Origin of the sequence: Flavobacterium sp. UBA4197 (assembly GCF_002379575.1) — a bacterium.
Taxonomy (GTDB): Bacteria; Bacteroidota; Bacteroidia; order Flavobacteriales; family Flavobacteriaceae; genus Flavobacterium; species Flavobacterium inviolabile.
On the sequence record NZ_DFUB01000015.1, the window covers coordinates 44,521 to 62,090 of the forward strand.

Here is a 17,570-nt window from a genome sequence, read left to right on the forward strand (position 1 = left end):
AATGATACAGTTAAATAGCTTACAAGCCGAGCTAAGTCGCCTGTATGAAGGACAGGAAACCCGGGAAGCATTAAAAATCGAATTCAACAGGAAGGGAAGTCTGCTCAAACAGATGCGCATGTTTGAAAACGGATTCTGGTTTCTGGCTCCTTTTGCGTTCGAACCGGCATCCGGCAGCACCTTAGCGGTATCGCTTTCGCCTCGTATGACGTCTTTGAAAGACGAACCCGTGGTAAAGGTTTATACCGGGTTTTACAGTGATGTAGCTGCCATCACCCAGGCACCCAACCTGAAAGCGATGATTCCAATGGCATACCTAAAACTGATGGAAACCGCTACCGCAATCAAAGCTTTAAAATCCAACATGGATGCCGCGATCAGCCAGTCGAAACCGCTTTTTGATTATCTGGGAGAAGGGGATCTCGATTTTCTCAAGTCCTATCTGTTGGATGAGGAAAATCAGGAGCGTTTTAAAAAAGCAAAGAAAAACCGTGACGTTTTTTTCTGTGATTTCTGGAACCATTATTACGACACGCCCGAACACAAAAAAGCGTTCGATCTTTTCGCTCAGTTAATCGCCGACAAGAAATTCCTACCCGAATTCCAGGAGGAAGACTACGGTATCTGGAATGCATACGTGCGTAGTGCGCTCACGGAACGGGCTTACGATCTGGAGCCTAAGAATAAAACTCAAATGGAAAAGCAGTATTGGCATCTTTGGAAGTATGCGCGCATGCCGCTTGGATTGGACTGCGATGAGATGGGCTTCAAAAAATATGAATACCACTATGGTGAATCTAAAAGCATGATGTGGGGCGTGAGCCTCTCGATCAATTCAGCTCGTGATCATGAAGGTTTTTTGCCAGAAGAAGTAGCCAGCCATCCGCTGTATGAAGCTACAACCCTGATCGAAGGCAAACAATACGCAGGAGAGCATCACTGGATGGCTGCAAAGCGTTTTGATGAAGAATACAACGATGCCGAATCCTGCTGGAACGCCTTGATAGCTGCGGCCTATTGGGCGGGTCTTGCAAAACGTTTGGACCTTGTGGAAGCCTCGTGGCAATATGCGATCGACTTGTCGCAAAGACAAGGCTGGAACGTGTTGAACGAAGTACTTAAAGACCAATGGGCTTTTTATGAGTATCACAAAAACGACAGGCGCACCAAAATGGATAGCGCCAGTAATTTTTTAGAAGATTTCATCAAAATCGAAGCCAAAGCCTTGCGCTCTAACGACACTTCCATGAAGGACCAATTACACGCGATGACGGATTTAACAAGGGGTTATTATAGCGAAATCGATTTCGGGTGGGAAAAAGTCCGGACATCTGAAAACGAACAACCAAAACCGCGTTACCTGTATGAAATCGTACAGTATGACCATCGTCATTACAAAGAAATATGGGTATGCTACCTGTCGGCCGCCAATCCGAAAGACATGACGTTGGACGATTGTTTTATACTGGCACAAATTAACGGCGAACCAAAACTAATCGCACGTTATATCCCAACGGAAATCGATTACGACAGATGGAAACTCGTTTCAGGCGACTCAGACGTCTCAGGTTACACAAGAAACACTTATATTACACAAAAACATTTTAATACGCCCATTGATGCAGAATGGGAACGTGACTTACTTCGAAAATTATGAAAAAATTTTTTAAAATCGGCTGCCTGGCGTTTATCGCTTTAATAGCCATCGCCTATGTAATTTATTATATTCAAAACGGAAGCACCGGGCCAACTCAGGCTATTAAATTCATGAATACGGGAACAGAATTGCGATCCGTGACTTTTGAACAAATAATGGCCGACGGGAAACTGGAGAAAATATACACCATCGACAGTAAAATCAAACCGGACGAATCGCTTATTCAGCAAGTTCCGACAGGTAATTATAAAATTTCGGTTTGGGATTCGAACGACAGTTTGGTTAAATCTTCGGAGTACCAGCTCAAGCTTCCAAAACCGGATGAATCGAATTACGAACTGATGCGTTTCGATCTGGCTGTAGACAAAAATTTCGTACTCGTTAACATGAACAGTATGTATGGAGGCAATGCAATCGCCGAACACATGTCGAAAGCGATGGGTACGAAAAGCGATGGGATCAGGATTGCAAAGATCTATGACGGACAGTTGCCGTTTCTACTCGATGAAAATTATACAATACGTACAATAATCGACCTCGAAGAGGATTTTCCGGACAGAATAAAGTACGGTAATGTTGTCTACGGATTGTTTGCGATTCCAAAAGAACTACCGAAAGAGCAATTTCAACAAGCTTTAATGGAACAGATTGTCAAAAAAACAAAAAATTAAGGGTATCAAAATACAACGCGTCTGAAGTTCAGGGTAAACAAACCGATCCAGACGCGTTGTACTTCGATTACAACATAAGTGAAAACTATCCTAAGAATATATGAAAGAACAAATACTTGAATTACTCAAAAGTGATTCGCTCCAGGGTTATTTCAGCGGAATCGATCTTTTCCTCGACAGCTACCGCAACAATTCACTCACCAGTGCCGACCTGGACCACGAGATGATCGAACGCACCTGTGCTGTTTTCCTGATCGAGCGATGGGCGGAACATGAAGATTGGAACGCCGCTCTCGATAAATTTATGGAAGTATTGCCAGGGTATAACGAATATCTGTCCCATAAGGACGTCGGACATCACTTGCGGGGACTTGCAATATTTATTGACGGGATTTACGGAGGCGAAATCGACCTTTCTGGGTTTATTTATCCGTCCGGAAATGTTTATATCAATGCGCAGACCGCGGCGCAATCGCTCAAAGAATTTTTCAAGGAACAAAATGACAAAGCATCGGCCGGATTGTTCGAAGAAATCGAGACGTTTTTTGACAGTATCGCTTCCGGTCAATTTGGCGCAGCGCGAATTCTGACTGAATTGCGCGATTGGTCAGTAGAAATGGCACAAGGTTTTTATGTCGTGATGTCGCGTACGGAATACAACCGTGTCTGGATGTTACGCAGTCTGTACAAAGTAGTCGATTCACCGATCATCCAGGAACATGTTTTCGAAAAGTTCCTGAATGTCCTGCGTTCGATGCGCGTCCAATACGAAGAAAATGGTGAAAACGAAAAACTCGAACAGATGGACGAATTTATCGAAACGGTCGTTGCAGCAAGCAAAGGCGACTAAATTTCTCTTCTCAGGTGCTTCGCTTTATTCCTGTAAAGGGGAGCACCTTTCTCTTTACCCGGATATAGCAATAGTAATTTTCCTGCTATTTTTTTATTTTTTTTATTGTACGAAAAGAATTAAAAAGAACACCAATGTCTTATGTTTTAACCGATTAGTTAAAATGTTTTTTTATAGATCTGACTCGTTATACAAAATGCAAAAGGGCTGATAGAATTTTCTATCAGCCCTTTATTTTCCTTGTAGCGAGGACGGGAGTTGAACCCGTGACCTCAGGGTTATGAATTCACAAATGCTATTTTTTAAATGTGTACATAGTTGAATATCATATATTTAATTTTTTAAAATAATCAGAAAAAAAGCTAAAACGTATGCGGTTTTGTATTATTTTTTGTCAATGTAAATACGTTTGATTTCAGAGAGTTGCTTGTCATTTAGGAAGAAATGCGTTGCTTTATTTCTGTATATCTTTTTGTATTCGGCCAACTTATCTGAAGATAATAGCGCTCTAAACTTCATTTCAGAATCATAAACCACTGGGGCTATCTCTTCATTCTTTTCTGTGTCAACTCTTGTTAACTTGTCTTTCTCTTCTTTCCAGATTTCCAGGCAACTGCTTTTTGTTCCTTGTGACAGGTTTAAATACATTATTTCATTGTTTTTTCCCAATAAAAATTGTTCTTCACTTAGTTTAGAATTTGATTTTGCATTTAACATGGTTATGGTTTTCGAAATTCTACAACTACTCAGCGATAAAATTAATGAGAGAACAATTGTTGATGTAATTTTTTTCATTTTCTACTTTTTAAAATTTTTGGAAATATAAACAATTTTTAATTTAGGCAGTTTTTGATTCTTCTGCTGAATGCCCCTTAAGTTGGTTTATTTCAACAGTCATCCTCTTTACATCATTTTCAAGTAACTCAATAATTTTATCTTTTGCATTTATTAGCGCCATTAAATCTTTATTTGGCGTTTCAATATCCATCTCATTGCTACTTTCAAAATATTTTTCATATAAAGTGTTTTTAATAAAAAAATAAGGACTTTTATTTACTGCTTCGGCCAATTCTATTAAAAAACTAATAGTGACATCTTTTGTTTTTAGTCTACTTTGCAAGCTTTGAGGAGAAATATTTAATTTTCTTGCAATCTCAGACAGCTGAATATCAAGCAGTTGTAGTTTTTCTTTTAAAATATTTCCGGTCATTGTAAATAAATTTCTTTATAGTAAATAAATTTCTTTATATTTGAAGCGTTGAAAAACAACTAAAAACCGTTTTCAACACAACATTAAAGCAACTCGAAAAATAGTAAAAAAAAAGCTAAATAGGTCGAATTGTAAATAATATTTACAGCATACATGAATTATGAGTAATAATTATTGTAAGCTGTTGGCAATCACTATGCCAAAAAAGTAAGAAAAGTTCATTTGATAATTTAAAACAAGGGACGAATGATAACAAGCGAAGAAAAGAAAGCAATCAGGAGAGAACTGGGGGCGCAATATTCACCGGCGATTTTGGCGCATTTAAACAGTAAGAAAATTTTAAACACTAAAGGGCAACCGCTTTCTCCGCAGGTGGTTCAGAACATTGTAAACGGTCGGTATGAAAATTTAATTGTTGAAGAAGAAATCGTTACCCTGATTGAAGAAAAAAAGGCATTACGTGAAAATGCCCAAATGAAAAAAAGTAAAGTTTTAAAGTAAAAGTATAATGCAAGCAGAAACGGCATACAACGTAATCCAGGCACTTCCACAAGAGGAGTTGCAACGGTTGTTTGCAATGTTGCATGTTACTCCGGAGAAGAAACCGGAAAAGAAAAGAAAAAAGAAATTAAGTGCTGTTCAAGAGGCCGGTTGGACGTTTGAAAATGTTACCGAGCGTTTGTTAGTGCATTTTAAAGTAAAATAACAAGTTAATTGAAATTTTGAACCGCTATAAATGAAAAATAGCGGGTTTTATCCCGCTATTTAGTAAATCTTTGTCGCATCTTTTTTGAGTTGAACCTATTTTTTTAAAACAAGTACAAAGGCAGTTACAATAAGAACTAAGGCCGCTTGTTCACTTGTTAAATTCAGTTCAACACTTTTTTCGCCTTGAGCGAATTTAAGTGCAGTCATGATTTAATTGATCGGAAAGTTCTGATTTCCATTCCGACAATCAAATATAGCGGTTTTATTAAATAGAGAAAAAGTTTTTGAGAATACAACATATAGGGTTGTAAGTAGAACAGGTTCGATTCCTGGTATTCTCACACAGAGCGCAAGCTTATTTATTCCCTAAGGTTGGGAGCCTGTGAAAGTTTGACCGCCTACACCGCTCCCTCTCTAAGGGTTAACCACTAATAGGAATTAATGGAAAATAATATCAATTTGATAGTTGCAGACATTTTGCAACTAAGCTTTGTTGTGGGGTGTGTTATCTCGCAGCATGAAGCTAACCATCAGCTGCAGATTTCGTTTACAAATATAGACGATTTCAACTTTAAAGAAACAATCGGCTTTGTGCCGGTTGAACTCCTATACTCCATCACAACAATTCCGGAAAAAGCACTCACAATTATAACCTTTAAAAACACGTGATTATGATTTTTACAAACAACAACAATTGTTATTTAATGACATGGCCTACCACGAGAAAAGAATGTGAAAAAGAACCTTTCATTTCATTTCTTGTTCCAGAAGGAAACATCGTAAAAGAAGGCGATTCAGTATTTGGAAATGAGCATAAATACCAAATAGATGAAGTACTGTCGATTAATAAAAGCCACCGAACGGGTTATAATTCGGTAAAAATTAAAGTAACAAGAACCAATTAACAGCTATGGCAAGAAAAGAGCAAGTCAATCCTGCCGTAGCTGGGCATGTGTATTCTTTATTTTCGAAATTCAAAGATACAACAAGTCAACCAATCCAGAAAGAAAAAACAGTAAATTCAGAGAACTGGATAACTGCTATTTATCCGGCCATTACAACAGAAGCAATGGCCGCGACAATGAATGCTTATCGATTTTACGTCCAGGAATATAATCTTCGGGTTTTCGATGAGAATATTGCGATAGTCAATCACAATTCAGAGGTATATAAAAATATAAAAGAACTGGACCAGGTACAGACCGAGTTCCGCCGTGCCTTTATGCTCCGGCACGGGGCATATAAAAAATACCTGTGCAAATCTTCCGGAGAAATCAGGGAAAGATATGAGTTGAAAGATGCAACGGCACGAGATTACAACGCCGTTGCAACGGAGTTTTGCAATAACTACGGCAACATTGTTGAAATGATGCCTATTCCTACGATAAAATATACTACAGAAATCGTGTTCCAGCAAATTTTGCACGCATACCATGTGCAAATGAGCATAAAAAACACGATCCACATTAAAATGCAAATCGCTTACAAAAAGCCGCTGCCCCCTATCGAGGTCAATAGCTTACAAATAACGAATTTTTGCAGAAACGGGGTAAAAAGCATCAATACATGCAAAAGAACGATTCTGAACCACCGCAAACGGCTACAGGAAGCCGGTATATTGGTCGACTACCAATATCAAGGTTTCCACCGCGGTGTATTACTACAGATCAACCCGGAAATATTAACAATCGTTGACCTTCAAACCGGAAAATTTGCCACTGCTGAAAATCAGCCTATTAGCCACCCGAAAGGGAAAAACTTAGCAGAGTTCAAGGATACTACTGGAACATTAAAAGATAAGTGTGAAAAAACAGAGAATGCAAGCAATTCTCTTGGGAAAAGGAGTTCGGTCGCAAGCTCCCTCACGCCTCTTTATTCATCTTTCTACGGGAACACAGGGTGCAAGGTCGAAAAGGTTTCACCAGAGGGGGCGCGGCAAAATGTTAAAGTTTCGGATGTTCCGGAAAAAACTCTCAGCGATAATTTGCAACGCTTGATTGTTCACCCGCAACAGTTGGCTGATGAACTTGCAAGCGGCGAACACTGGGATTATTCGCCGCTTGATCTGCGAATTTTAACAAAAGAAGCCTACAACGGGACAATGACCCGGGATGAGTTCAAAGAACTGATAATTCAGGACTTTTTGAAAATGTCTTCAAAAATTTGGCGTGGCAAACGCGTTTACGTAGGCGCCTGGAAAAATACAATTACAGCCATGCAAGAACATTGGTTCTTAGCCCTTGGTAAAAACACATTCAATAAAAACATAGCCGTTGAAATGCTGCAGGAATACCGCTGGCGAATCAACCATGCGCGCCAATGGTTCCTTTCAAAAGATTTCACACCGCTTTTCCCATCGGATTATTTTGATTTGTCCAGGACAGATAAAAAAGAGGTCGGTTTCGCTTATACCGCCAAAGCCTGGAAACGCCGTTTGAAATATGAAGAGCAAAAAGCTGTAAAAAGAAGAATTCAGGAAAAAAAGACAGCAACCCGAAAAGAAAATGTTGCGGCGGCAAAAGCAGTCGAAACGAAAATAAACAGCTACTTAAACGGAAAAATTGGAGTTGAAGCATTGTTCAATTATGTTTTAAACAAATATCCAACTTTCACGGATAAACTAACCTCAATGGTACAGAAAATAAGAGAAAACAAACTAAACAAATCTAATTATGGCATTTGCGAGCAAAGAAAAAAGCAGGATTAAGATGGTAGCGCTTACCGTAAATGGTAGCAAAAACGTAACCTGGTATTCCCCGGAGCGTGAGAACCACCGGGACGATGAGTATATTTTTAAAAACATGCTCCGGAGATTTTCTACAAAGCCAGCTTTTATATTAACAAACAAAGTGAGGTTCTATGATGCCAAAAGTGATACCATCATTCGGGAATATTCTGTTAAACCAAAGTAGAAGATCATGAAAAATGTAACGGTAAAAGATTTAGAAATACATGATTTATTGATTCTAAACACATGTGTTGATAGTTATATCGGTCGGTATAGAAAAGTTAAAGATTTTGAAGAATTATTGAAGTTAGATATTGCTTCTCAAATTTTTTTTAAGATAAGAAGAAAGCTTGAAAATTCATCAAAGAATAGGAATACAATTGTTTTCTCGATTTCAGAAGCAGTAATAATGACGGATGTATTAGCGAAACATGCTACCGCAATTATGACAGAAGTTTATTTAAAGAACTTGATTTTGAAAGTAAGCGCAGAATTACATAAAAAGCTAACTGATATTATGTAGATTTTTTCATGTTCCCGGAGAGATCTGCAGCCAGGAAAAGACAGTAAAAAAATCTACAAAAGAAATTCCGGAAAAAAATAATGTAGATTTTTTTTCATTCCTGGCACAGCTGCAGCTGGAGATCCTGAGCGTAAAAAATCTACAATTCAACAACAAAAATTAAAATTATGGCAAAATCAACTTGTTATATAAGAGAATTTACAGCGCAGCAAGACAAGCAAATGGAAATCATTTCCCGTGCAACTGGTTACAACACCAACACAAAAATACTTTTCCATGCGTTGGAAAAATACGATGAACACGAAAAGGATATTAAACGATTAAAGCGAATCATTGATATGAAAGAAACAAAAATACACGAACTCAAATCCCAATTGCAATGGTTTGAGAGCCATGCTAAGACTATAAAAACTTTAAGTGACAAACTTAACAAAACCAATAAATAGTATCGAAAAATAGTAACCAACCAACCACCTAACTTTTATGCTAACACTCCAAAAAATTGCAGACAAAAAAACACTTTTCAAGCTTTATGGCGACCAGATGCAGGACAGGGAAATCCGATCTGAAATTAATGAAATATTAACGTCATGCAGGCCAAATGTCCCGCCTGGGGCAGTTCTTTTTGTGAGGAAATTGCGATTAAAGGAGGTGGTTATTTTTTTGTATAAAAATGATGTGCCGAATGGTTATGTATTGAGCGAACCATTACAGCTTAAAGTTTCGGAATACAAGGAACAGATAGAAAAAGAAAAAGCATTGCAACATCAAATTAAAAAATTAAAACTATGAAAACAACAGATTTTTTAACACTATTGAATGACGGGGGGTATGACTTTTTTATTGAAAATTCAAAAATAACCGTTAGGGATTCCCTTTACTTTAGGGGAAGTAAAATTACCTCCTTACCGGAAGGTTTGACTGTTTTGGGTTCCCTTGACCTTTCAGGAACTCAAATTACCTCCTTACCGGAAGGTTTGACCGTTGGGGATTCCCTTGACCTTAGAGAAACTCAAATTACCTCCTTACCGGAAGGTTTGACCGCTGGTTCCCTTGACCTTTCAGGAACTCAAATTACCTCCTTACCGGAAGGGGTTAAATCTCTTTACTTTTCAGAACTATGTAGGTGGTGTGTTATCGTTTTTCGCGACCAGATTAAAATAGGTTGTGAAAGAAAAAATAATTACCAATGGGATGATTTTTTCTTTCAAAAAAATTTTATAGATACAAATCCAAGTATTAATCCGGAGGAATATAAAAAAATAGTTTCAGCGTACAATTATGCGAAAACTATGCAGAAGCTTTTTCTAAAATAATTCAATATGAAAACTAAAAATCATCCAAAATGGCAGCACTTAAAAGCGATAATCCGACCCGCGCAGACATCAACAAACATTTTGTGATTAGGTATCAAAATGTAGGCGAAAAAGGCACAAAACTGATCGGAGCGGGAAAATATTCTGCCCTTGTCGGTGAAGAAATTAAAATAAAGCATTTTAAGACAGTTTTAGGAGGTGGTTTGGATAAATACACCTTTAAAATAAGAAACCGTCTTAAAATTGAATTTCACTCAAAATAACATTATGGACACAACAATTGAATACTTAAAAAAAGGAAACTTTGTATATAAAGTCACTCCTACTTATGTTCACGAAATAGACCTGGAATTAATCGATTTTGGTATTGTTAAAATAGTAATTAAACACAAACATCATGTTAGGATAGCCTATTATACAGGCGCAAAAAAAATAAGCGAGAAATGCTACAAAAAATACGAAAAAATAGCACTTAAAATAACTCAATCATGATGAAAACAGCTAATAATCTTTTTTGGTATAAAATTATTGTCAAGGACGAAAAGCATCAATGGTGTTCAAACCTCTGTTTATCCTGGAATAATTTACCGTGGGCGATCAGACAAAAATATGATTGGTATTTTAAATACCGTGCTGCTCTTTTGCAGGTGCAATACCCAAAATTTAAAATAGAACAATCCTGGGGAAGCAAAGCTCCAGATACAAAAACAGCTATGGCTTTTTTAAAGGATAAAATAGCTGGTAAAAAAAGAATGGTTACTAAATTAAATAATGCTATTGAGGACTATGTTAATAGTTTAGAACAAACAGAATTGTTTGGTGTTAATGGTGCGGACAAAAGGCTCGAAAATACCAGAGATAAATTAAAAAAATATGAATTTGAATTGATACAGGCCGAGGCTGAGTATAATGAGTTATCGAGTAAAAACAAACTATAATATGAGAACGTTTAAACCTAAATACTACATCGTTTTTCCGAGAAAAATGGTTAACGAAATGACCTGGCCTACTGACTGGGGACATAAATGTGCAGGCAATCTATCTGAAATGCTCCAAGATGTTTTAAAAGTTAAAACCATTGGAAGTGAATTAAAGTTAATTTGGAATAGCCATCACCGGTACCAGGTTATTAAAGACAACAATATTACAGATGCAGAACTGGACGATTACGTAAAATCGGATTGTTCAATGATTTCTTTTCAGTCAGCAGGAACGATGAAACGTGCTGTAAAATCATTAGAAAAGATGGGCGGAAAAAATTTTGTTTGTTTAGATAGTTACAGAGAGGTAATTCTACAGCAGGCCCATTATAAAAATAATTGTGAGTTCTTTCTAAAAAAATAACATTGAAATTATGATATTAAATTACCTGGTTGATATAGCCACAGCAAAAATGAATAGCATCTATAAAGCTATAAAAATGGGTCTGTTTAAAAGGAAAAAATTAACGGATTCTAATTTGAAAAATTTGATAGTTAAGTGCATTGAACTACAAAAAGCAATGAACGAATTTGAAGAAAACCATAAGCCTGAACAGCTGTTTTTAAAAACTTCAATAGATGATTATGTAAGCTATAAAAAGGACAGAAAAGCGTATGATAAAAAATATAACGCTTTATTAAAGGCAGTTACAAAAAAAGAAAACTTGCTAAAATCTAGCCTGCCTGTAACCAATATATGGTTTATAACTAAAGACGGTAAGTATGCGGCTGGTGTTGAAAAAAATAGCACTCATCTATATTCTTTAAAACAAGTATATTACACGGATCAACCAGAATTAACGTCGCGCATAGCGCTTGGAACGTATTTAAGAGATCGAATGCCAAGAGCAATATACCCTAATGACTACTAAATATGCTTGAAAAAATAACAAACAACGTTTATCTGAGAATTATCTATTTTATCGCAGTAGCTTACTCTTTTGGGTACCTAACGATTCTTTGCAACGATTTAAAAGATGCATTCTTCGAAAGCCTATCCATAATAGTAACCGGAATAACGTTTATAACGTCTGTGCTGCTTTTTCTCGCAGCATTAATAAAACTCACAATCAAATCAAAAACCGCTTAAAAGAGCGGTTTTTTTGTTTTTATGCAACAAAACGTTGCAACGTAACCTTGCATAGCGTAGCATAACGTTGCATAACCTAACATGGCTTTGCGTAACGTTGCATAACTTAACAAGTCACTTTTTTATCACCACATCTTTGTCCTGTAATCATCAAAGATAAAAAAATTGAGCGATAGTAGTTTAATTAAACCATTGCGTACAGGTCAACAATACGACAAATTAATTCCATTACGGTTCTGCGAATCAGTAAAATTGGGCAAAGGAGATACACGATTCTCAGTCGATAAAATGGCGCAATGGGTAGGGCTCCACCATGCACAAATGGTGAACGTCGCTCAATTATTGAAAAAAGAAACGTTGCAACCAACCGTTGCAACCGTGCATGATTTTGCTTACTGGCATTTTCAGTATAAAAAAGATGACGAAAATCAACTCGTAAAATCACCATCCTGCGCTTGGTATTCACGTGCAGAAGGAATGGATTGTAAATCGTTTACTGTCGTTTGCTCAAGTTTATTAGTCTGTATGGGTATTAATCATTATATCCGCCGGGTAAAGCAACCTTTTCATAAATATCCTGATGCTTACACACATGTTTATGTAATTGTACCTATTAATCAGAATACCAATGATTTAAATAGCGGTTATTTAACATTGGATGCGACAATATTAGAAAATCAAGAAACAATTTTCACAGAACCAAAAGACTTATTAATAATGAGTAATCAATTACAACATTATGGGTTAAACGGTGTCGCAGCACGTTCACCCTCTAACAATCACGGATTAGGATTTTCGCTTGGAAGCACACTTGGCAGTATTAAAAATTTAAATTTTTCTTCCATTTTCGGCAGTTTAAGTTGTTTGGGAGGGTCTGCCTACGAAAAGGGTGATTTAGAGCGCCTGCTACCAGCCATCACTGCGAAGTACGATTTCATTTATAATGATCTAAACGTTGCAATTGCAACCAATGATATGGAAAAACTAAGCGTTTGCCAGTCATTGTGCGTATGCTGGCCGATCATCAGTGTCGAAAAAATGGATGCTATTTTTTATTCCAATAAGTGGAACAAGTGTACAGACGCAACAATTCACACAACCAAGGCTATCCACCAGTCTTTTACAGACATCGTGACACCATTAATGGAAGCTTACCTGAACCAGTATTTTATCAGAACAAAATCCGGCCTAATTAGTCATAGAGTGATGGATTATCAGCCCGGAGCGCCAAGCTTCGCAGAAATGTTTTTTAGCGACCTCGGAAGAAATGCGGTTCACCAGGTGGATAAGTTCACCTTCATGCGTAAGCCAGGTGTAACGTCTATTCCAAAATTCGAGTTTACGAATGATGTAAAAAATGCATTAAACAATGGGACACCCGCGCCAACGCCTGCGCAATATCTTGCCAGTATCGCCAACACCGTTATTGGAAACAATCCGGTAACACCGCCTTCCGGTTCCGGGAACACATCAGGCGGAAATTATTCACAAGAACCGTCACCCGGGTCCGGGAACACATCTGATGACAAAGACAAAGATAAAGGGCTTGGAGTATTAGGATGGACGCTAATTGGAACAGCTGCTATCGGTGGGACAATTATGGCCGTAAATGAAATTAAAAAAAATAAGAAGAATGGAGCAAAATAGATTAGTTGGCGGCGGTACTAATGTTGGGAAAGGATGGATCTCTCGAATGCTAAGAAGAGCAGCTGATTGGATGACAGATAACGGTCTTGATTATTTTTTTGGGAAAGTAATAGATGGTATGAATGCTGTAGCTTGGGGACTTGAACAGGTAGGATGGAAAACCACATCCCTTGTTACAGACATTAATTTGACTGATACGGAACAAAATGAGTTGAACCGTTGGAGCAATACTTTTCTCGATCAATTAAAACCAAACTTACTCGATTTTGCGAAAGTAAGCGACACTGTTTCCCTGGATGAAAAGTTGAAATTACTAAACCAGGCTTATAAGTCAACCGCGGCAATTAGGGCGCACTATGCCACAGCTACGGAAGGAATGACCGGGAACATGGTTAAAGCCAGGAATCAGTTTATAGAACAGCTCACACAAGGTCTTCAACTTACGATTGAATTTCTCACAAACACATTCCCGGTTGCTATTGAAACAAGACAAACCACATTTATGATGAAAAGCGTCAATACCTACGGCATAACTGCTAATTCACCCGTTCAAAGTTTCGTTGCAACGGAAGTGAAATTAAAAAATGGAGCATCGGTAATTCTGCCGCCGGACTTGGTAGAGATCGCTCCGGAAACAACTCCGGTAAAGGAACCGGTTAGGGATAATACAACCATTCCGAAAGATGAAACACCCCCGGTTAAAGAAGAACCGGCAGCGCCAAAGCCTAAAAAAAGCAACAACCTATTGTTAGGATTAGTAGGCCTGGCATTGTTGGGCGGAGGTATTTACATGATTCAGGAAGCAGAAAAAGAGAAAGAAGAAAAGAAGAAAAAACAACAAGCAAAAAAAAGTAAAAAGTAAAATTATTTATTCATGAGTTTTAAAACACCTACAAAATCCAATTTAGCGACCGGTGCCGGTTACGCAGTTGGAGCAGCTGGAGGAGGATTTGCGACAAGAGCAGTCGTTTCTGCAATAGCAAAGCCGGCCAACGAAGCAACGCCAACAGGCGATGAGTTGAACAAAAAAGGCATTTATCACGGATTAGCAGCCTTATTGGGATTCGCAGGATTCGCGTTCGCATACGCAAACAACGCGCCATCATTGGTGCAAGGTGCGGCAATTGGAACAGCGGCAATTAACACGTTAGATTGCATTTCAACCTTTGTTAAAAAAGGTGATATCGAGGTTCCAAACACGACGGCTGGTAAGGCTATTAAAAATGGTTTAGGATTAGGATGTGCCTGCAGTGATTACCAAAACCAAGGAACAGCCGAAAGAGCCGTTTACTACCCTTCACTAAACCAACCAACAACTGCCAACTTAACCTGGGATGAGTTACGCGCAATGCGTGATAATATGGTTGACCAGAGAGGAATAAACCCGCTTTTACAAGTAAATGATAATGCTTGGAAACAAGCGTTATCAGCATAACCACTAACAAAAAAAGAAAAAACAAAACAATATCATGGGAAAAGACAGACAGACCGCGTTTAACAGAGCGGTAACAGTATTACAAGCTCGCGGAATTGACGTAAGTAAGGCAAAATTTTTAGACAGAACGGTTTATATCAACTTCGATGCAAAAGGAGCTGCAAGTAAAGTTGACTTGATTGACAGCAATACTAAAAAATTGGAAGGGATAACCAATTTTGACGGGCCACAACTTAATGCAAACAGGCATTGGGTAATTGACAGTATTTCAATAAAAGGTGATGACGAAGCAACTGCATTTGGTAAAGCTAAATGGAAAAGCGCTCTTCACCCGGCACTTTTAAACTCCGAAATCAGATTTTCGCAAGATGGTACATTGATTGATATGCCGGTGACTGATTTACACAATGTAGACGGCATCGGTGGACTTGATGACGATTTCAGAGAGATGATCCATGCGCCGGTTGTTGTTCCGAATTTAGATATGAAATTGGAATGGGTATTCCCGAAAGGAGAAAGTGTACCAGGTTCTGTGACCTCCTCTTTGGTAAACATTCGTTTCCGTGTGATCGAAGCATTCGTTTAATTTTTTTCATAGTTAATTATTTTTTAATCGAAAAGCCCCGTTTCGGCGGGGTTTTTTTAACTCAAAAAACAAATGAATACCAAAGAAGAAGTTATCAATTTTAGAGTTCCTGCGGGCAGTAGTTATGACTTTTTTAGTTCAAAATTAGTTTCCGGCTGTTTAGTTGGTGTGGTCATTTATCACAACAACCAGGATGGTGATTTCATTCAAGCCGCTTTAAAGGATGATTCAGGAATTGAGATCTGCAAAATGCAGCACCTGGAGAACTATCGTTCAAGAAACGCAAGCTATTTAGAGGGTTGTAAGCCTCTTCCGATGGACCCGTTAGGAAAAACCTACACATTAGAAATTAAAGCGTTAGAGCCGCTTAGAAATGACCTGGTAGGTCAAATGATTTTCATCTACTCAAATTAATAAAAACTAATGATTAAGACAGGATATAGACACGTGAGAGTTACAAGCGACAGAACTTTCAATTTAACAGGTGTAACAAGCCTTACCGTTTCCAACCATGGTGGTACTAAATTGAAAGTTTTTGACCGTGAACTACCTGCCATTATTGGCAAAAATCCAGCCTGTTTTAAAATCGATGGTGACGGAACGCAAAGCGATTTAGATTTCATAATTGAATTTGAAGGCGGCCGCGGAGAAGCTTATTTAGATTATAAACGAATAAATGATAACTGTTAGATGCGACAAAAAGAACAGGAATTATTAGAGATAATTCAAAAACTCGAAACTGACGAGTTTTATGCAATTCGACTTATAAATGCGGATAATTACCAAGAGTTAGGAACGAATTTAACAGGTTCGTTTATGATTCAAAAATATGGCACTGTAGAGGCGTTTTTTGAAAGTTTAATTTCCAAAGGAGTAAACAGAATAGGTATTCAGATTAAAAGGAGCAACGGCTCTAATTATGTGTTTAAAAATAAAAACGTCCAAATTTTCACTATAGGAGATAATATGCAAGTAAATGAGCCAACAATACAAGTGCAACCAACCGTTGCAACGCCACCACAACCGGCTGTTGTGGTTCCTATGCAACCAGCTTTAAATGCTCCGGTTGGGCTTGGTGAAATGATAAGCCTACACGTTGCGGCAAGTGAAAAAGTACGCTTGGAAACTGAAAATCGGTTTTTAACCGAAGAAGTAAAAAAACTTCGGGCAGAAGTCGAAACGTACAAAGAAGAGAAATTAAAATCCCTTTATGACACTTCAAAATCTGAATCAACAAACAAAATGCTTACCAATATTGTTGAAAAGTTTGGGCCAGCACTCGCTGGTATGCTTAGTGGTTCTGGTGGTGCAACTTCAACTGGTTTAAATGGCCAGGCGCAACAACAAACACATGTAGGCTCAGAAAAACAGAATCAGGCGATCGTTTATTTCTCACAGAAATCCGATGATTACATCCAGTTTGTCCTGGGAATCTGCAATCTATTAGACACAGACACTGCTTTTTATCATTCTTTAATTGAACTAACACAGAAATACAATGAATCAGGTAACAATAACGATTAATATTCCGGCATCAAATCCCATCGACGAAAATTCCACAAAAAATAAACTACAAGCAATTGCCAATTTGTCTACTGAAAGATTAGACAAAATGCATCAAATTTCAATTAATGAGAAAGCACTTTGCGCTATAGAAGATAAATGGTCATGGCTTAAAATGATGTTCTAACATGTCAGAAAAAAAAAATAACAAAGGGCTTGGAAATCCTGCTGCGGCAACTGTAGTCGCATCCAGTGCGGCAGGACAAAAAGCCATTGAAAAAGCAACCGAGGTAATTCCATTTGTTTTAAAATTAACGGCTTTAGGAATTGGAATTTATTTTATAGCAAGAAAAGTTTCAAACCGATTCGAACCCCGCGCTACAAAAAGCGAGTACCCAGTTGCGAACATTACCAAGCATGAGGCAGAAGACCGTGCAAATGCTCTTTATTCCGCTATGGTTGGCGCAGGCGCTGATTTATATGCTGTGGCTTCGGTGTTACAGGGAATGAATTATAACGCCTACGTGCTTATATACAATGCTTTCGGCAAACGCTCAGGATTTTTGCCATTCAGCAAAGAGATGACCTTGACAGAATGGATAATTGATGAGTTTAGCGTGGCTGATAGAAGTTATCTGCGTGGCCTGATGGGCGGTATTTTTTAAA

At 38.0% G+C, this 17,570-nt stretch carries 28 protein-coding genes; 26 read left to right on the forward strand and 2 right to left on the reverse strand.

Going from position 1 to position 17,570, the window contains the following annotated elements:
- Nucleotide 1: 1 nt before the first annotated feature.
- The 3 genes from B3394_RS07585 (at nt 2) to B3394_RS07595 (ending at nt 3,178) form a co-directional block, all read left to right on the forward strand.
- Nucleotides 2-1,657, forward strand: coding sequence for a hypothetical protein (locus B3394_RS07585; protein WP_286914773.1), 1,656 nt, complete (start codon nt 2-4; stop codon nt 1,655-1,657).
- Nucleotides 1,654-2,328 carry a hypothetical protein gene (locus B3394_RS07590; RefSeq protein WP_177736036.1) on the forward strand — a complete coding sequence of 225 codons (675 nt, stop codon included), beginning with the start codon at nt 1,654-1,656 and terminating at the stop codon, nt 2,326-2,328. The genes B3394_RS07585 and B3394_RS07590 overlap by 4 nt, the downstream gene beginning before the upstream one ends.
- 100 nt (nt 2,329-2,428) lie before the next feature.
- Nucleotides 2,429-3,178: a hypothetical protein gene (locus tag B3394_RS07595; RefSeq protein ID WP_286914778.1), complete on the forward strand. Its 750-nt coding sequence runs from the start codon at nt 2,429-2,431 to the stop codon at nt 3,176-3,178.
- A 384-nt stretch (nt 3,179-3,562) separates the two neighbouring features.
- Here the strand turns inward: B3394_RS07595 and B3394_RS07600 are convergent, their stop codons facing one another.
- Together B3394_RS07600 and B3394_RS07605 are read right to left on the reverse strand one after the other, a co-directional pair.
- Nucleotides 3,563-3,973 (reverse strand): hypothetical protein, encoded by a 411-nt coding sequence (locus B3394_RS07600; RefSeq protein ID WP_286914780.1) that lies wholly within the window; start codon nt 3,971-3,973, stop codon nt 3,563-3,565.
- A 43-nt stretch (nt 3,974-4,016) separates the two neighbouring features.
- Nucleotides 4,017-4,388 carry a helix-turn-helix domain-containing protein gene (locus B3394_RS07605; RefSeq protein ID WP_286914782.1) on the reverse strand — a complete coding sequence of 124 codons (372 nt, stop codon included), beginning with the start codon at nt 4,386-4,388 and terminating at the stop codon, nt 4,017-4,019.
- Between the two features lie 246 nt (nt 4,389-4,634).
- Here B3394_RS07605 and B3394_RS07610 point away from each other — a divergent pair, with 246 nt between their 5' ends.
- The 23 genes from B3394_RS07610 to B3394_RS07720 all read left to right on the forward strand — a co-directional run bounded on the left by B3394_RS07610 (nt 4,635) and on the right by B3394_RS07720 (nt 17,569).
- Entirely contained in the window at nt 4,635-4,889 is a 255-nt protein-coding gene (locus B3394_RS07610; RefSeq protein ID WP_286914787.1) for a hypothetical protein, read from the forward strand.
- A gap of 7 nt (nt 4,890-4,896) precedes the next feature.
- Nucleotides 4,897-5,094, forward strand: a complete 198-nt coding sequence (locus tag B3394_RS07615; RefSeq protein WP_286914792.1) for a hypothetical protein — start codon at nt 4,897-4,899, stop codon at nt 5,092-5,094.
- A 443-nt stretch (nt 5,095-5,537) separates the two neighbouring features.
- The gene (locus B3394_RS07620; RefSeq protein ID WP_286914794.1) at nt 5,538-5,765 is read left to right on the forward strand and encodes a hypothetical protein; all 228 of its coding nucleotides are present in this window, start codon (nt 5,538-5,540) and stop codon (nt 5,763-5,765) included.
- Between the two features lie 35 nt (nt 5,766-5,800).
- Entirely contained in the window at nt 5,801-6,001 is a 201-nt protein-coding gene (locus B3394_RS07625; protein WP_286914800.1) for a hypothetical protein, read from the forward strand.
- Nucleotides 6,002-6,006: 5 nt separating this feature from the next.
- Nucleotides 6,007-7,803, forward strand: a complete 1,797-nt coding sequence (locus B3394_RS07630; RefSeq protein ID WP_286914802.1) for a hypothetical protein — start codon at nt 6,007-6,009, stop codon at nt 7,801-7,803.
- Nucleotides 7,769-8,008 carry a hypothetical protein gene (locus B3394_RS07635; RefSeq protein ID WP_286914807.1) on the forward strand — a complete coding sequence of 80 codons (240 nt, stop codon included), beginning with the start codon at nt 7,769-7,771 and terminating at the stop codon, nt 8,006-8,008. Before B3394_RS07630 ends, B3394_RS07635 begins: the two co-directional genes overlap by 35 nt.
- A 6-nt stretch (nt 8,009-8,014) precedes the next feature.
- On the forward strand, nt 8,015-8,347 hold the full coding sequence (locus B3394_RS07640; RefSeq protein ID WP_286914811.1) for a hypothetical protein: 333 nt from the start codon (nt 8,015-8,017) through the stop codon (nt 8,345-8,347).
- Between the two features lie 167 nt (nt 8,348-8,514).
- A complete protein-coding gene (locus tag B3394_RS07645) occupies nt 8,515-8,793 on the forward strand; it encodes a hypothetical protein (RefSeq protein ID WP_286914813.1) in 279 nt (92 codons plus the stop codon).
- Nucleotides 8,794-8,830: 37 nt separating this feature from the next.
- The gene (locus B3394_RS07650; RefSeq protein WP_286914817.1) at nt 8,831-9,139 is read left to right on the forward strand and encodes a hypothetical protein; all 309 of its coding nucleotides are present in this window, start codon (nt 8,831-8,833) and stop codon (nt 9,137-9,139) included.
- The gene (locus tag B3394_RS07655; protein WP_286914822.1) at nt 9,136-9,663 is read left to right on the forward strand and encodes a hypothetical protein; all 528 of its coding nucleotides are present in this window, start codon (nt 9,136-9,138) and stop codon (nt 9,661-9,663) included. The genes B3394_RS07650 and B3394_RS07655 overlap by 4 nt, the downstream gene beginning before the upstream one ends.
- A gap of 29 nt (nt 9,664-9,692) precedes the next feature.
- The gene (locus B3394_RS07660; RefSeq protein ID WP_286914823.1) at nt 9,693-9,926 is read left to right on the forward strand and encodes a hypothetical protein; all 234 of its coding nucleotides are present in this window, start codon (nt 9,693-9,695) and stop codon (nt 9,924-9,926) included.
- 4 nt (nt 9,927-9,930) lie between these two features.
- Nucleotides 9,931-10,155: a hypothetical protein gene (locus B3394_RS07665; RefSeq protein WP_286914830.1), complete on the forward strand. Its 225-nt coding sequence runs from the start codon at nt 9,931-9,933 to the stop codon at nt 10,153-10,155.
- The gene (locus tag B3394_RS07670; protein ID WP_286914833.1) at nt 10,152-10,601 is read left to right on the forward strand and encodes a hypothetical protein; all 450 of its coding nucleotides are present in this window, start codon (nt 10,152-10,154) and stop codon (nt 10,599-10,601) included. Before B3394_RS07665 ends, B3394_RS07670 begins: the two co-directional genes overlap by 4 nt.
- A gap of 1 nt (nt 10,602) precedes the next feature.
- On the forward strand, nt 10,603-11,007 hold the full coding sequence (locus tag B3394_RS07675) for a hypothetical protein (RefSeq protein ID WP_286914837.1): 405 nt from the start codon (nt 10,603-10,605) through the stop codon (nt 11,005-11,007).
- 10 nt (nt 11,008-11,017) lie between these two features.
- Nucleotides 11,018-11,515, forward strand: coding sequence for a hypothetical protein (locus tag B3394_RS07680; protein WP_286914839.1), 498 nt, complete (start codon nt 11,018-11,020; stop codon nt 11,513-11,515).
- A 383-nt stretch (nt 11,516-11,898) separates the two neighbouring features.
- The gene (locus B3394_RS07685) at nt 11,899-13,380 is read left to right on the forward strand and encodes a hypothetical protein (protein ID WP_286914841.1); all 1,482 of its coding nucleotides are present in this window, start codon (nt 11,899-11,901) and stop codon (nt 13,378-13,380) included.
- Nucleotides 13,367-14,242 carry a hypothetical protein gene (locus B3394_RS07690; RefSeq protein ID WP_286914846.1) on the forward strand — a complete coding sequence of 292 codons (876 nt, stop codon included), beginning with the start codon at nt 13,367-13,369 and terminating at the stop codon, nt 14,240-14,242. Before B3394_RS07685 ends, B3394_RS07690 begins: the two co-directional genes overlap by 14 nt.
- A 12-nt stretch (nt 14,243-14,254) precedes the next feature.
- Nucleotides 14,255-14,815, forward strand: coding sequence for a hypothetical protein (locus tag B3394_RS07695; protein ID WP_286914850.1), 561 nt, complete (start codon nt 14,255-14,257; stop codon nt 14,813-14,815).
- A gap of 34 nt (nt 14,816-14,849) precedes the next feature.
- Nucleotides 14,850-15,401, forward strand: coding sequence for a hypothetical protein (locus tag B3394_RS07700; protein ID WP_286914852.1), 552 nt, complete (start codon nt 14,850-14,852; stop codon nt 15,399-15,401).
- A gap of 72 nt (nt 15,402-15,473) precedes the next feature.
- Nucleotides 15,474-15,815, forward strand: coding sequence for a hypothetical protein (locus tag B3394_RS07705; RefSeq protein ID WP_286914855.1), 342 nt, complete (start codon nt 15,474-15,476; stop codon nt 15,813-15,815).
- Nucleotides 15,816-15,824: 9 nt separating this feature from the next.
- Nucleotides 15,825-16,091, forward strand: coding sequence for a hypothetical protein (locus B3394_RS07710; RefSeq protein ID WP_286914857.1), 267 nt, complete (start codon nt 15,825-15,827; stop codon nt 16,089-16,091).
- Entirely contained in the window at nt 16,092-16,925 is an 834-nt protein-coding gene (locus tag B3394_RS07715) for a hypothetical protein (protein WP_286914864.1), read from the forward strand.
- Between the two features lie 167 nt (nt 16,926-17,092).
- Nucleotides 17,093-17,569, forward strand: coding sequence for a hypothetical protein (locus B3394_RS07720; protein WP_286914868.1), 477 nt, complete (start codon nt 17,093-17,095; stop codon nt 17,567-17,569).
- Nucleotide 17,570: the final 1 nt, after the last annotated feature.

Excerpts from the sequence above, each read along its gene's own strand:
- B3394_RS07585 (WP_286914773.1), top strand. The coding sequence starts at position 2 with ATGATACAGTTAAATAGCTTACAAGCCGAGCTAAGTCGCCTGTATGAA.
- B3394_RS07590 (WP_177736036.1), top strand. The coding sequence starts at position 1,654 with ATGAAAAAATTTTTTAAAATCGGCTGCCTGGCGTTTATCGCTTTAATA.
- B3394_RS07595 (WP_286914778.1), top strand. The coding sequence starts at position 2,429 with ATGAAAGAACAAATACTTGAATTACTCAAAAGTGATTCGCTCCAGGGT.
- B3394_RS07600 (WP_286914780.1), bottom strand. The coding sequence starts at position 3,973 with ATGAAAAAAATTACATCAACAATTGTTCTCTCATTAATTTTATCGCTG.
- B3394_RS07605 (WP_286914782.1), bottom strand. The coding sequence starts at position 4,388 with ATGACCGGAAATATTTTAAAAGAAAAACTACAACTGCTTGATATTCAG.
- B3394_RS07610 (WP_286914787.1), top strand. The coding sequence starts at position 4,635 with ATGATAACAAGCGAAGAAAAGAAAGCAATCAGGAGAGAACTGGGGGCG.
- B3394_RS07615 (WP_286914792.1), top strand. The coding sequence starts at position 4,897 with ATGCAAGCAGAAACGGCATACAACGTAATCCAGGCACTTCCACAAGAG.
- B3394_RS07620 (WP_286914794.1), top strand. The coding sequence starts at position 5,538 with ATGGAAAATAATATCAATTTGATAGTTGCAGACATTTTGCAACTAAGC.
- B3394_RS07625 (WP_286914800.1), top strand. The coding sequence starts at position 5,801 with ATGACATGGCCTACCACGAGAAAAGAATGTGAAAAAGAACCTTTCATT.
- B3394_RS07630 (WP_286914802.1), top strand. The coding sequence starts at position 6,007 with ATGGCAAGAAAAGAGCAAGTCAATCCTGCCGTAGCTGGGCATGTGTAT.
- B3394_RS07635 (WP_286914807.1), top strand. The coding sequence starts at position 7,769 with ATGGCATTTGCGAGCAAAGAAAAAAGCAGGATTAAGATGGTAGCGCTT.
- B3394_RS07640 (WP_286914811.1), top strand. The coding sequence starts at position 8,015 with ATGAAAAATGTAACGGTAAAAGATTTAGAAATACATGATTTATTGATT.
- B3394_RS07645 (WP_286914813.1), top strand. The coding sequence starts at position 8,515 with ATGGCAAAATCAACTTGTTATATAAGAGAATTTACAGCGCAGCAAGAC.
- B3394_RS07650 (WP_286914817.1), top strand. The coding sequence starts at position 8,831 with ATGCTAACACTCCAAAAAATTGCAGACAAAAAAACACTTTTCAAGCTT.
- B3394_RS07655 (WP_286914822.1), top strand. The coding sequence starts at position 9,136 with ATGAAAACAACAGATTTTTTAACACTATTGAATGACGGGGGGTATGAC.
- B3394_RS07660 (WP_286914823.1), top strand. The coding sequence starts at position 9,693 with ATGGCAGCACTTAAAAGCGATAATCCGACCCGCGCAGACATCAACAAA.
- B3394_RS07665 (WP_286914830.1), top strand. The coding sequence starts at position 9,931 with ATGGACACAACAATTGAATACTTAAAAAAAGGAAACTTTGTATATAAA.
- B3394_RS07670 (WP_286914833.1), top strand. The coding sequence starts at position 10,152 with ATGATGAAAACAGCTAATAATCTTTTTTGGTATAAAATTATTGTCAAG.
- B3394_RS07675 (WP_286914837.1), top strand. The coding sequence starts at position 10,603 with ATGAGAACGTTTAAACCTAAATACTACATCGTTTTTCCGAGAAAAATG.
- B3394_RS07680 (WP_286914839.1), top strand. The coding sequence starts at position 11,018 with ATGATATTAAATTACCTGGTTGATATAGCCACAGCAAAAATGAATAGC.
- B3394_RS07690 (WP_286914846.1), top strand. The coding sequence starts at position 13,367 with ATGGAGCAAAATAGATTAGTTGGCGGCGGTACTAATGTTGGGAAAGGA.
- B3394_RS07695 (WP_286914850.1), top strand. The coding sequence starts at position 14,255 with ATGAGTTTTAAAACACCTACAAAATCCAATTTAGCGACCGGTGCCGGT.
- B3394_RS07700 (WP_286914852.1), top strand. The coding sequence starts at position 14,850 with ATGGGAAAAGACAGACAGACCGCGTTTAACAGAGCGGTAACAGTATTA.
- B3394_RS07705 (WP_286914855.1), top strand. The coding sequence starts at position 15,474 with ATGAATACCAAAGAAGAAGTTATCAATTTTAGAGTTCCTGCGGGCAGT.
- B3394_RS07710 (WP_286914857.1), top strand. The coding sequence starts at position 15,825 with ATGATTAAGACAGGATATAGACACGTGAGAGTTACAAGCGACAGAACT.
- B3394_RS07715 (WP_286914864.1), top strand. The coding sequence starts at position 16,092 with ATGCGACAAAAAGAACAGGAATTATTAGAGATAATTCAAAAACTCGAA.
- B3394_RS07720 (WP_286914868.1), top strand. The coding sequence starts at position 17,093 with ATGTCAGAAAAAAAAAATAACAAAGGGCTTGGAAATCCTGCTGCGGCA.